This is a genomic window from Phyllobacterium bourgognense (genome assembly GCF_003337575.1).
In the GTDB taxonomy this organism is placed as follows: Bacteria; Pseudomonadota; Alphaproteobacteria; order Rhizobiales; family Rhizobiaceae; genus Phyllobacterium; species Phyllobacterium bourgognense.
Genome location: NZ_QPJM01000019.1, coordinates 18,218 through 30,133 on the forward strand (window position 1 = coordinate 18,218; position 11,916 = coordinate 30,133).

Here is an 11,916-nt window from a genome sequence, read left to right on the forward strand (position 1 = left end):
TTGATGCCGGTATTCGCCGCCAACCTGTCGATGATGTTTAACGAGTGGCCGTTCCTTGATCGCTTCGCCGCTGCTGCCGATGCTGGTTTCACTGCGGTTGAATATCTGTTTCCCTATGAGTTTCCGCCCGAAGCGATCTCCGAGAGGCTTGTCCGCAACAATCTTCAGCAAGCATTGTTCAACCTCCCTCCAGGGGACTGGGCGGCGGGTGAGCGCGGCATCGCTGCCCTGCCCGGGCGGTTCGATGCCTTGAAGTCGGATGTGGGACGGGCACTCGAATATGCATCGGCGACTGGCGTAAAGCGGTTGCATCTGATGGCCGGCATTGCGGATCCCCACGACGAAGCCGCGGCGGCGTGTTACCGACGCTCGGTCACTTACACTGCCGGCTGGCTTGCCGAAGCTGGCATCGACCTGGTGCTCGAGCCGATCAACGCGCGAAACATGCCGGGATATTATCTTAATGATTTCGGCGCGGCCGAACAGCTCATTACAGAACTCGAGTTGCCTAACCTGAAACTGCAGTTCGATATCTATCATCGTCAGATCATGCACGGCGATGTGGCCATGGCCTTGCGCCGTCTCATGCCCATTACCGGTCATATCCAGATCGCCAGCATTCCCTCGCGCCACGAGCCGGATGGGGAAGAGCTGAACTATACTTATCTGTTCGATGAAATCGACCGGCTTGCCTATGATGGCTTCGTCGGTTGCGAATACATCCCCAGAGCCGGAACCCTGGACGGTTTGAAATGGTTCGAACCCTTTAGACGGAGCTAGACAGTGGCTATTTTGCTTGGATCAATCGCGGATGATTACACAGGAGCGTCCGATCTCGCCAATACACTGACAAAGAATGGCCTGCGTACGATCCAGACCGTAGGCATACCCGACGCTGCGGTAGCGCTGCCCCATGTCGATGCTGTCGTCGTTGCACTGAAGATCCGTTCTGTCCCTGTAGCGGACGCTGTGTCCGCTGCAGCGCTGGCGCATCAATGGCTGCACAGACACGGCGCCAAGCACGTGCTGTACAAAATCTGCTCGACGTTCGATTCCACCGACGCCGGCAATATCGGTCCGGTCACTGAGGCACTCAGCGATATTACAGAAGAGGGCATAGTTCTTGTGACGCCGGCCTTTCCAGAGACAGGGCGCACGGTCTATTTCGGCCACCTCTTCGTTAACGGACAACCGCTGAACGAAAGCCCGCTGAAAGACCACCCTCTCAATCCAATGCACGATGCCAATCTGGTACGCGTCATGGCAAGGCAGTCGCAGGGTGCCGTGGGCCTCGTCGATCTGACGACGGTCGCAGGGGGCCCGGCGGCTGTGAAGGCGCGTCTCGACAGCTTACGCATGCAGGGCTTCACCACGGCAATCGCCGACGCAACCGTTGAACACGATCTCGAAACACTTGGTGCTGTCGCGGTTGAAATGGGAATCTCAACCGGAGCATCCGGACTGGGTCTTGGACTTGCCCGCGCTCTGGTAAAATCGGGCCAGGTGCCATTGCATGCGGGAACGACGGATGGTGCCATGCGTCCCGTCGGCGGACTGGCGGCCATTATTGCCGGCAGTTGCTCCAGTGCGACGCTGGAACAGCTGGAGATTGCCGAGCGGTCAATGCCCGTGTTGAGGCTTGATAGCGAAAAGCTGATTGCAGCTTCAGACGAAATAGCCGCGGCCCTTAGCTGGGCTGGCGAGCACATTTCGTCTGGTCCTGTCGCCATCGCGGCAAGTGCTTCACCCGAAACGGTATCCATGCTGCAATCGCGGTACGGACGTGAGGCATCAGGCCATGCGATCGAGGCTGCAACGTCGACTATCGCCGCCGAACTCGTGGCAAGGGGCGTACGTCGCCTGGTGGTCGCAGGCGGCGAGACCTCCGGCGCGGTGGTGGACCGCCTTGCCATTCCGGCATTCCTGATCGGGCCTGAAATAGCACCGGGCGTGCCAATCTTGCGCACAGTCGGGAGCGCGCAGGGGGATATGCTCATGGCGCTCAAGTCGGGAAACTTCGGGGGCAAGGACTTTTTTGCAACCGCTCTGACCATGATGCGTTGAAAGATAATAGCGTGGAACGTTGATCGATCGGTCGACGATGACTCGTTATAGCATGGAGGCGGCGATGACGACCGACCGCAGAGCATTGATTGTTCGTATCCGCGGAAGGGTGCAGGGCGTAGGTTTTCGCCTCTGGACGCAAGCGGAGGCACGAACGCTCGGCCTGAGCGGTTGGGTGCGCAATGGCAGCGACGGGTCGGTTACCGCCCGCATCGCCGGATCGGAACAAGCTGTATCCACGATGCTACAACGCTTCCGTGAGGGACCGGCAGCTGCGGCGGTTTCAAGCGTCACCAGCGAAGCCATCGATGGCGACCAGCCGGCTAACGGTTTTAACATCGTCGAATAGGTCTCCTCCCTTCAAACGATCCTGCACACGCCTCATTAGGGAACCTCTGGCGACTTTTGGTGTTTTACTCAAGGATGAGAATTTCCAGGCTGAAACCTGGATGTTCTCGCGTAAAAATGGAGTAATTATCATGATCAGGAACCTCATCGCGGCCACAGCATGTGTGGCTTTCATGTCCGGGACAGCGTTGAGCCAGGGCGTTTCGCCGGCACCTGCCGAGAATCCTGCTCCGCTGACCGTGACGAACAAGGACGTGTTCAAGCCAGCGCCCGGCAGTCCGCCTGCGCCGGATGCAGCAAGTCTCACCAAAGCTTCCGAAGGACAAATCCTGGCCTCTGAATTCATCGGTACAGCCGTGTACAACGGCGATGATGACAAGGCAGAAACAATAGGAAAGCTCAATGACCTTGTCATTGGACCTGATGGTATGGTTCAGGCTGCAGTGATCGGTGTAGGGGGCTTCCTCGGCGTCGGCGACAAGGATGTAGCCGTAACGCCGACCCAGCTGAAAATTTCAAAGCGCAGTGACGGGAAAACGTGGCTCGTAATGAACACGACAAAGGATCAGCTGAACGCCGCTCCGGCGTTCGACAGATCGGCCAATTTCACCGATGGTATAGCTGATCCGATGAAAACCGGTTCGAATCCACCTGCAACGGAGCCTGCCAAATAACGACCAGACGAGGAGGCCGCTACGCATCGCTGGCGGCCTTCTCATTCGGTTCCGATCAACTTCAGCATGCTCGGCGTGGCCCCGAGCCGGATCCGCGCACGCTCGCCCGCCAGTGAAATCAGGTCGCCGCGCGTGTCCTCGATCCGCTGCAGAATTTCATGCGCACGCTCGTAAAGCAAAAGTCCCGCAGGTGTCGCGCTGACACCCCGCGAATGGCGGTCGAGCAATTGAACGTGAAGCGATTCCTCGAGATTGCGTATCTGTATCCCGAGAGCCGTCTGCGCCAAATTCAACTGTTCCGCCGCTTTCGTAATGTTGCCTACGTCAACGACCTTTATGAAGTATATCAGCTGACGAGGTTTCATTGCGGTTTTCAGCGGCTGTCGGTTGCAGCCAAATGATCAATAGAACTGGTCAAAATGCATTTGGGTTGAGTCGACGCCGAGGTCGACCAACATTTTCTGTATTGCTTGTCCCATTGCGGGGGGACCTGCAAAATAGATCTCGCACGAAGGAAGCCGTGCGGCGAAAAGACTGTGCGCCACTTCATGCACATAGCCTCTGTAACCATCCCAGCCATCATCGGCTTCAGGCATGCCGGAAACAACTGGATGGTAGTGAATATTTGTCCCAAATCCGGAAGCATTTGCAGCATTTCCTTGCCGCAAATATCCTGCGCCGTGCGCCCGCCGAAGACGAAATCTATCGGTGCAACAGCCGCCGCACGTGTGATCGACACCATCGGCGACAGGCCGGAACCGCCGGCGATACAAACGATATCCCGACGCGAGTCCTCGCGAAGATATGCCATGCCATAGGGGCCATCGAGCTCGATCCGATCCCCAACGCGCAGTTGCGAAAACAAATATCCCGTCGCCTCGCCGCCCGGCACGCGGCGTATCTGGAAGTGCCATTCTCTGTCATCATTGCTGGTATTCGCCATGGAATAGGCGCGGTCACCCGGTATTCCGGGCAAATGCAGCAGGGCATATTGACCTGAAAGAAAATGGCTCGTTGCCTCCGACCGGCAGCGAAACTCGCGGATGTCATGCGTAATGTCGGACGTAGCAACCAGCGTTGCATTCTGGCGTTGCGGCCTGAAAAGGCTCTCATACTGCGGCATCAGTCGCAACTTGACGGCGCAACCGGCGTGAAAGTTTCACGTCGATACTTCGACGTGGAGGTTGTCATAGCCTTTGGCGCGGTAGACGATGACCGAAACGATCCAGCTCATGACGAATATCCCTACGACTGCATAGCCGAAATTGGCCAAATTATCGTTCAGCCCTCCAACGAACTGCCAGAACGATCCTTCGAGACCGAGCTTGTCGCTGATCAGACCAAGCGCTTCCACACCGCCGATAAAGACAGCGACGACGACGGACGCTCCGGTGATTGTCAGATTGTACCAGAGCTTGCGCATCGGATTGATCGACGCCCAACCATAGGCGCCAGTCATCAGGACGCTGTCAGTCGTGTCCATGAGCGACATGCCCGCTGTGAAGAGCGCAGGAAACACGAGGATCGTCCAGAATGACATGCCCTGCGTCGCTTGCGCTGCCGAAATTCCGAGCAGGCCGATTTCCGTCGCGGTGTCGAATCCCAATCCGAACAGGAAGCCGATCGGATACATATGCCAGGACCGCGAAACCAAGCGGAAAATCGGCCGGAAGATGCGAGCGATAAGTCCTCGTCCTGACAGCAGTGCGTCGAGGTCCTCGTCGACAATTTTCTCGCCGCGCCGCGCGCGGCTGAAAGCTGACCATATACCCCGCAGGATAAAAAGGTTGGCCAGGCCGATAATGAGGAGGAACACGGCCGACACAGATGTGCCGATGACACCACCGACATCATGGAACGATTCAAGATTGCTCTGCATCGCAGCGGCCGTCGCGGCGATGATCAGGGAAGCGATGACGACGATGCTTGAGTGCCCCAGCGAAAAGAAGAAGCCGACTGAATACGGCGTCTTGCCCTCCTGCATCAACTTGCGGACGACATTATCGATCGCGGCTATATGATCGGCGTCGAAAGCATGGCGCAGACCGAACATGTAAGCGAGAAGAGCAGTCCCCAGCAACGAAGGGCGATCTGAAAAGGCAATCCACGCCCATGCCCAGGCGCCGACATTGGCCGCAATCAGGACCACATAGGTCACGATGACCTTGGCCTTCAGTTGCGTTGGCTGATCGTCGAAAGGATTGGGGATCACTTTGGCCTCCTCTGCTGGCCAGGTATCGCGTGTGCTGGTAAACACGCAGCGGGCCGTCTTGTCGGAAGCAACCATAGAAAATCGCAAAGTATGATGTCTACGCGAAAAAATCTTACTCGCCCGTTTAAAAAACTTGGAGCCGAAGATGCCGTGGCACGGGGGATCGGAATCAAGGTGGTGGCCGATAAGGGTTCCACGCCTCCGGGTTACGGCTATCAGCCACTCCTCGTCCGCAAGGATCCCGTGGAAAGCGGCAAGTACAAGTCGCTGCCGATCTAAAAGGCATGAAGGTTGCTGGCAGTGCCACTGGCAGCGCATCGACATCGACCATGAATGAGGCGTTGAAAAAGGCCGGGCTTAAACCTAGCGATGTCGAGCGTGTATTCCTCTCGTTTCCGCAGCACATCATCGCGCTCGAGAACAAGGCTGTAGATGCCGCTCTGACGACAGAACCTTCCGCAACAGAAGCTGTGCGCCGTGGTGTCGCCGTTCGTATCATGGGCAATGACGAGTTTTACCCCAATCACCAGCTCGCGGTTGTTCTTTACTCGGCAGAGTTCACCGGTGAACAGCCCGGTGCCGCAAAAGCATTCATGCGCGCCTATATCCATGCGCTTCGCGACTACAATGATGCGCTTGCAAACGGCAAGCTGGCCGGCCCGGCCGCAGACGAAGTGATCTCGATACTGACCGAATATACGCCGATCAAGGATGCTTCCGTCTATCGCGCCATTGTCCCGCAAGGCATTATCCCGACGGCAAGCTCAACACCGCCAGCCTTGAAAACGATCTCAAATACTTCCAGAGGAAGGTCTCGTACCGGCAAGCGCAACTGTCGCCCAAATCCTCGACGCGTCCTTCGCCGATGCAGCAGTCAAGGAACTGGGCCCGTATCAACAAAAAAATAGCGCGGGTATCTCAGACACAATCTGGCATGGAACTGGCAGGATATGGATAACTACACTCAACAGAAGCGCATGCTGGTCGATGCGATCCTTATGCTCGAACGCGCGGGAATCATGGATTGCAACGGCCATGCCAGTTGGCGTGTTCCTGGCGAAGATCGAATGCTGATCAATTGCGGTGCATCGGTTCGCTCGGCGCTCACAATCGACGATATCGTCATGACCGATTTCGATGGCAAGCCGGTCGATGGCGGCGCAGTCCCGCCGATGGAGTTTCATATACACTCGGAAATATACCATCGCCGTGCGGACGTGGGTTCGGTCATCCACGCACACCCGTTGTGGTCAACACTCTTCAGCATGACGGGGAATTCCGTTGAACCGGTGATCATGCAGGCAGCTGTGATCGGCGAGATCAAGCAGTTTGGCGAGATCGCATCGATCAACACGAAGAAACTCGGTGAAGCGCTTGCCACAACGCTGGGCGCGCGTCGCATCGCAATGTTGAAATCGCATGGATCAGTGATCGCTGCGACCAGCATTCTCGAAGCATTCGTCCTCGCAGTATATCTCGAGGAAAATGCGCAAAGGCAGTATCTAGCCACAAGCCTTGGTGCACCAACCATTCTGACGCCGGAACAGATCGCCACAATCGCAGGCAATCTCGGGAAGCCCAACCTGTTGCAAAAGGTCTGGGACTATCACACGGGTAAATTACGCGCTGCCTAATCTACGGGCCGGGCTTCTCGAACATATCTTTGATGTTCGTACCAAGCTTGCTGGTAGTGCCGATGATGGCAACCGCTATCAGAGCAACAATCAGTGCGTATTCAACGGCGCTTGCGCCGGTTTCATCCTTGAGGAAGCGCGCGAAGAGCTTTGTCATTGTTCGCCTCTCCTGTCCTAAGTCTGGCTGAATCGTCCTCCTCATTGGGTAAATTAGCAAAAGAGACTGTTGTTATTGGTTAATTTTTAATTTCGATAAATGGGTTAATTTAACTAAAACTTGCATCAAATAACGATATATCGATCCGATCAGATGCGATTTCAAACACTGCGGGTATTACCGAGCGGCCAACAGTCAAATATAGTTGCAAGTACAAGTACCTAATAATTTAACCGAATTTAATCAACTTGTGTAAAGCTAATTTAAGCAACAAATTCAGTCACTTTTCAGTAACCATCTAAATTAGGAAAACTGAAATTGCTGAAAATCTATGTTGATGACGGTTCAACGAAACCATGCACAACAACAGGATAGGCAATCAAATGAAAAATCTCTTCGCACGCTTCCTTAAAGACGAATCCGGCGCAACTGCCATCGAATATGGCCTGATTGCCGCCCTCATCTCCGTCGGCATCATTGCCGGTGCAACTTCGCTTGGTGGCAGCATCAACTCCACGTTCAACAAGCTCGGCACCAAGATGAACGGCGCCGCTCCCAGCTAATAATTCGGCATTGGGGCTGCGCACAGCAGCCCCAATCTCATTTGGAATCTGATATCGAATTTGGCTGTTGCTGGGGACAGAGCTTATAGTGCTGCAGCTAAACCCAGGCGATATCGCCTCTGCGTAACCTTGGATCACCCGACGTCTGCGCCGCGATCGGCCGTACTCAATAACATTCCCACTGTGCCGTAAGATGGGGCTAATAATCAGAAACTTGGGGTGCGAGCGATGCCAAACACGAAACAAAACCAAATCCACCAGAGTATCGCGCTATCTGCCGTTATCCCTTGCTACAATGAAGTGGACGGCATCGATGAGCTTTATCGACGCGTAACCGCGGCGTGTCAGCAACAGGTTGGCCAATCCTACGAGATTGTCCTCGTCATCGATGGTGCCACAGACGGCACCCGCCATGCGATCTTCGATTTGGCAGCAAGAGACCCTCACCTCGTCGCCGTCGATCTTGCCCGCAATTATGGCCATCAAATTGCGCTCAGCGCAGGCCTGGATATTTGCCGTGGCCAGAGAATACTCATTCTCGATGCCGATCTGCAGGACCCCCCGGAACTCGTCGGCCAAATGATGGCGAAGATGGATGAGGGCTATGATGTCGTCTATGGCCAGCGATTGAAACGCGACGGAGAGAGCTGGTTCAAACTGGCCTCGGCAGCGATGTTCTATCGGTTGCTGCGCAAGATGGTCGACGTGGATATTGCTCCCGACACTGGCGATTTTCGCCTTATGAGCCGCCGAACCCTCGACCATCTGAATTCCATGCCAGAGCGCTACCGCTTCATTCGCGGCATGGTCAGCTGGATTGGCTTGAGGCAAGTCGCGCTCCCTTATGAAAGGTGCCGGCGCTTTGCGGGCACCACGCACTACCCGTTCAAGAAAATGCTCTTGCTGGCGATGGACGCGATGACGAGCTTCTCCATCGCTCCGCTTCGCTTCGCGTCTCACCTTGGCTTGATCTTCGGGTTTTTTGGACTTTTCGCCCTCGGTTACACTTTCTGTTCCTGGATTGCCGGAAACGTTTTGCCTGGCTGGACCAGCCTGGCAGCCATCGTCCTCATACTTGGCAGCGTCCAGCTCCTGGTACTTGGGATCTTTGGTGAGTATCTCGGTCGGATGTACATGGAGACGAAGCGGCGTCCGCTTTACCTTGTCAATGAGATCGTCTCCTACGACGCAATTAGCGCGCGCCAGGATTTACCCATTCACCGGCTGCAGGAACGGGTGAAGGAGGTCGTCCATGCTCGAGGCTGAGTTTGACCAGTTCGCGTCCGAATACCACCAGCAACATGCGAACAGCATACGTCTGAGCGGTGAAACACCGGATTTCTTTGCCAAGTACAAGATTGACGATGTTGCTGCCGTACTCGCATCTGCGGGCGTGAAGCCGCGACGCATACTCGATTTCGGTGGCGGTGTGGGCAATTCGCTCAGCTATCTCAGGGCTGCGTTTCCTGAGAGCGAAATCGTCTTGCTCGATCCTTCCTCGCAATCCCTGGATATCGCCGACAAGCGGTTTCCCGGGCAAGCGCACTTCCAGCATTTCGATGGTGGAACGATCCCCTATGACAACGGGCACTTCGACCTCGTATTTGTTGCCTGCGTCTTTCACCATATCCCCGGCGATCTCCACGAGGGTCTTCTTCGGGAGATCAGCAGGGTCCTGACGATGGGCGGGAACTTCTTTCTGTTCGAACACAATCCATGGAACCCGCTCACCTTGCATGCAGTGCGCAATTGTCCGTTCGATGAAAACGCAGTTCTTATCAAGGCCAAGAACATGCGCGCCGAGATTGCTGACGCTGGCCTGTCCAGATCCCGTATCGTTTATCGCATCTTTTTTCCGCGTTTGCTGGCGAGGCTGCGGTCGCTCGAGCGCTATCTCGCCAAAATTCCGATCGGAGCGCAGTATTATGTCCACGCAGTCAAATCGTCCATTTGACTATTTGCAGATCGTGCGTTTCGCGTCCGTCGGCGTTCTGAATACAGCGTTCGGGTACACCGTAATTCTGTTTGCCCTTTGGCTTGGAACTGGCGACATCGTTTCAAACCTGATCGGCTATACATCAGGACTTGCCTTGAGCTTCGGCCTCAACAACCGGTGGACCTTTGGCAGCACAAAAAACGTGCCGTCAAACGTCGTCGCGAGATATGTTGGAACGTTTCTGGTGGCTTATGCGGTCAATCTTGGAATTGTTCTCGCGGCGCGTTCAACCGGACTGATGGACGGACCGATGATCCATCTGCTTGGCATTTGTGCCTATACAATCCTTTTCTATCTTGGATCGGTCTGTTTCGTGTTTGCAGAAAACACACCAATTTCGATTAAGAATCGGCATGCAAATCAACCGACGAAGTGAGCCCCGATAGAATGGTTGACGATACCTACAGCACGCCAACCCCAGCCGCTTCAGGCTTCTCGATCGCAGACGACCAGCGCGTCAGGCTGCTCTTCTGTTTGGCTGTCGCAATTTTCAAAGCGGCAACGCTGATTTACGCCGCTTCCGGGCTTTTACAGGATCCGGATAATTGGTGGCACGTGCGGGTCGGGTTGGACATCCTGTCAAGCCGCACGTTTCCCACGGTCGACACCTATTCCTATACGTCTGCGGGCAGTCCCTGGATAGCAAAGGAATGGCTTGGACAGATATTGTTTGCGCTTGCCTATTCACTGAATGGCTGGAATGGGGTCACACTATTGACCATTGCCATGATCACGCTAACGGTCTTCCTGCTCGCGTGGTATCTCAGCGCCTCGCTGAAACCGACGATAGCGTTCGGCCTGACATTCGTCCTGTCGTTTCTCATTGATCCCATCCTGACCGCGCGTCCGCTCGTCTTCACGCTTCCTATCATTGTCATCTGGACCGCCGAGCTTTTCCGCGCTGCGCGCAGGGAACAAGCGCCGCCGCTATGGTTGCTACCGCTCCTATGTCTTTGGGCGAATCTCCACGCTACATTCACGTTCGGATTCATTATTGCGGCCTTCGCGGGTCTTGATTTGCTGGCGCGGACGCACCTGACGAAGCCGGGTCTTCTTGGCAGATGGATCGCCTTTGGGATGCTTTGCCCCCTCGTGAGCTTGCTCAACCCATACGGCATCAAGGCCATCCTTGCGACCTTTTCAGTTGCGTACGGCAACGAGGCGGTGGCCTTTATTGACGAATGGCAGCCCTTCAACGCCGCAGATTCTTACCTTATGGAAGGCTTCCTGCTTGCAGCTCTTTTCGGGTTACTTGTCTCAAGAGTGCAAATTGGATGGCCCAAGACGCTGTTTCTCCTCTTCAATCTGCATCTCCTCCTCACGCATCAGCGCTTTGCCTATCTGTTTGTTCTGCTGGTACCGCTCGTTCTCGCGGCAGAAATCGGCGAACAATTTGCTTGGGTCTCAGCCCAGAAATGGACCAAAGGACACCTCGACCGTCTGGAGCGATTTCTTGCCAGCCATTTTCACTCTATTTCAGCGGCGATCGGCATATTGGTTGTGTCTGCGGCTGCAATATTCTCCTCGGTTTCAGGGGTCGAACCAAGCCCGAAGACATCTGCGAAAGGTGCACTCGCATTTGCCCAGCAACACAATCTGTCCGGGAACGTCTTCAATTCCTACAATTTTGGCGGCACACTGATTTTCCATGGAATCAAGACTTTCATCGATGGCCGAACCGACCAGCTCTTTCTGAATGGCTTCATGAAGAAAACGATGTCAACGGGCAACAGCGGTGGAAAGCCCATTTTAGAAGAACAGTTGAAGACCTATGCAATCGGCTGGGCTCTGTTGGCAACTGACGACAGCCGCATACCTTTCTTCGACGAACTGACCGGTTGGCGACGTGCGTATTTTGATAAGAACACCGTCATCTTTGTCCCGGAACGATGAGCCTTTGTGGCGTTTTTGCATGCGAAACGCTGGTCGTCGAAGCGAAGGTGCAGCCGCAGGACGTCGATCAGCTTTTTGTCGGGCGGCCGGCGGGATTGCCTTTTACCGCCTTCAGCCAACGCACCACTCCGGAAGTTAATGGCACAGTGCAACAAATTTCCGCAGATGTTACAACCGATACCCGCACCGGCCTCAGCCATCACCCCCGCCGAGGTCGCGCGGCTTGGCGCAATCAAACTCGTACCGGGGATGCCCCTCGAAACGTTTATCAAGACTGGCGACAGGAGCGTCGCATCCTATTTCATCAAGCCAATGATAGATCAGGCAAAGCCGCCTTCCGCGAGGGTTGACCGACAAGATGTTGAAGCACAACAA

General features: G+C 55.2%; 17 protein-coding genes. 13 read left to right on the forward strand and 4 right to left on the reverse strand.

Annotated elements, in window-relative coordinates; all coding sequences use genetic code 11:
- Window positions 1-3: 3 nt before the first annotated feature.
- From otnI to C7476_RS23165, 4 genes are all read left to right on the forward strand, one after another.
- Window positions 4-780 carry a 2-oxo-tetronate isomerase gene (otnI, locus tag C7476_RS23150; RefSeq protein WP_114432221.1) on the forward strand — a complete coding sequence of 259 codons (777 nt, stop codon included), beginning with the start codon at window positions 4-6 and terminating at the stop codon, window positions 778-780.
- Window positions 781-783: 3 nt separating this feature from the next.
- Window positions 784-2,064: a 3-oxo-tetronate kinase gene (gene otnK / locus C7476_RS23155; RefSeq protein ID WP_114432222.1), complete on the forward strand. Its 1,281-nt coding sequence runs from the start codon at window positions 784-786 to the stop codon at window positions 2,062-2,064.
- 64 nt (window positions 2,065-2,128) lie between these two features.
- The gene (locus C7476_RS23160; RefSeq protein WP_114432305.1) at window positions 2,129-2,413 is read left to right on the forward strand and encodes an acylphosphatase; all 285 of its coding nucleotides are present in this window, start codon (window positions 2,129-2,131) and stop codon (window positions 2,411-2,413) included.
- A gap of 130 nt (window positions 2,414-2,543) precedes the next feature.
- Window positions 2,544-3,086, forward strand: a complete 543-nt coding sequence (locus tag C7476_RS23165; RefSeq protein ID WP_114432223.1) for a PRC-barrel domain-containing protein — start codon at window positions 2,544-2,546, stop codon at window positions 3,084-3,086.
- 41 nt (window positions 3,087-3,127) lie between these two features.
- On the opposite strand, the gene C7476_RS23170 is transcribed toward C7476_RS23165, so the two are convergent.
- From C7476_RS23170 to C7476_RS23180, 3 genes are read right to left on the reverse strand one after another with little or no spacing between them, the layout of a single operon-like run.
- Window positions 3,128-3,451, reverse strand: a complete 324-nt coding sequence (locus C7476_RS23170) for a LysR family transcriptional regulator (protein WP_114432224.1) — start codon at window positions 3,449-3,451, stop codon at window positions 3,128-3,130.
- Between the two features lie 8 nt (window positions 3,452-3,459).
- Window positions 3,460-4,209: an FAD-binding oxidoreductase gene (locus C7476_RS23175; RefSeq protein WP_114432225.1), complete on the reverse strand. Its 750-nt coding sequence runs from the start codon at window positions 4,207-4,209 to the stop codon at window positions 3,460-3,462.
- Between the two features lie 36 nt (window positions 4,210-4,245).
- On the reverse strand, window positions 4,246-5,298 hold the full coding sequence (locus C7476_RS23180; protein ID WP_114432306.1) for a HoxN/HupN/NixA family nickel/cobalt transporter: 1,053 nt from the start codon (window positions 5,296-5,298) through the stop codon (window positions 4,246-4,248).
- Between the two features lie 150 nt (window positions 5,299-5,448).
- Between C7476_RS23180 and C7476_RS29170 the strand changes: the two genes are divergently transcribed.
- Genes C7476_RS29170 through C7476_RS23190 form a run of 3 tightly spaced genes read left to right on the forward strand, consistent with a single transcriptional unit; the run spans window position 5,449 to window position 6,932 of the window.
- Window positions 5,449-5,577: a hypothetical protein gene (locus C7476_RS29170; RefSeq protein WP_281032743.1), complete on the forward strand. Its 129-nt coding sequence runs from the start codon at window positions 5,449-5,451 to the stop codon at window positions 5,575-5,577.
- 5 nt (window positions 5,578-5,582) lie between these two features.
- Window positions 5,583-6,206, forward strand: coding sequence for an ABC transporter substrate-binding protein (locus C7476_RS23185; protein WP_210207812.1), 624 nt, complete (start codon window positions 5,583-5,585; stop codon window positions 6,204-6,206).
- A gap of 42 nt (window positions 6,207-6,248) precedes the next feature.
- The gene (locus C7476_RS23190; protein ID WP_114432226.1) at window positions 6,249-6,932 is read left to right on the forward strand and encodes a class II aldolase/adducin family protein; all 684 of its coding nucleotides are present in this window, start codon (window positions 6,249-6,251) and stop codon (window positions 6,930-6,932) included.
- Between the two features lies 1 nt (window position 6,933).
- Here the strand turns inward: C7476_RS23190 and C7476_RS23195 are convergent, their stop codons facing one another.
- Complete coding sequence (locus tag C7476_RS23195; protein WP_114432227.1) at window positions 6,934-7,089, reverse strand: Flp family type IVb pilin; 156 nt, start codon at window positions 7,087-7,089, stop codon at window positions 6,934-6,936.
- Window positions 7,090-7,472: 383 nt separating this feature from the next.
- Here C7476_RS23195 and C7476_RS23200 point away from each other — a divergent pair, with 383 nt between their 5' ends.
- The 6 genes from C7476_RS23200 to C7476_RS23225 all read left to right on the forward strand — a co-directional run bounded on the left by C7476_RS23200 (window position 7,473) and on the right by C7476_RS23225 (window position 11,891).
- Complete coding sequence (locus tag C7476_RS23200; protein WP_114432307.1) at window positions 7,473-7,652, forward strand: Flp family type IVb pilin; 180 nt, start codon at window positions 7,473-7,475, stop codon at window positions 7,650-7,652.
- A 228-nt stretch (window positions 7,653-7,880) separates the two neighbouring features.
- Window positions 7,881-8,918 (forward strand): glycosyltransferase family 2 protein, encoded by a 1,038-nt coding sequence (locus C7476_RS23205; RefSeq protein WP_114432228.1) that lies wholly within the window; start codon window positions 7,881-7,883, stop codon window positions 8,916-8,918.
- Entirely contained in the window at window positions 8,905-9,606 is a 702-nt protein-coding gene (locus C7476_RS23210) for a class I SAM-dependent methyltransferase (RefSeq protein WP_114432229.1), read from the forward strand. Before C7476_RS23205 ends, C7476_RS23210 begins: the two co-directional genes overlap by 14 nt.
- Window positions 9,578-10,024: a GtrA family protein gene (locus tag C7476_RS23215; protein WP_114432230.1), complete on the forward strand. Its 447-nt coding sequence runs from the start codon at window positions 9,578-9,580 to the stop codon at window positions 10,022-10,024. The genes C7476_RS23210 and C7476_RS23215 overlap by 29 nt, the downstream gene beginning before the upstream one ends.
- An 11-nt stretch (window positions 10,025-10,035) precedes the next feature.
- Complete coding sequence (locus tag C7476_RS23220) at window positions 10,036-11,541, forward strand: hypothetical protein (protein ID WP_114432231.1); 1,506 nt, start codon at window positions 10,036-10,038, stop codon at window positions 11,539-11,541.
- Window positions 11,538-11,891: a beta-barrel domain-containing protein gene (locus C7476_RS23225; protein WP_245426496.1), complete on the forward strand. Its 354-nt coding sequence runs from the start codon at window positions 11,538-11,540 to the stop codon at window positions 11,889-11,891. The genes C7476_RS23220 and C7476_RS23225 overlap by 4 nt, the downstream gene beginning before the upstream one ends.
- Window positions 11,892-11,916 lie beyond the last annotated feature (25 nt).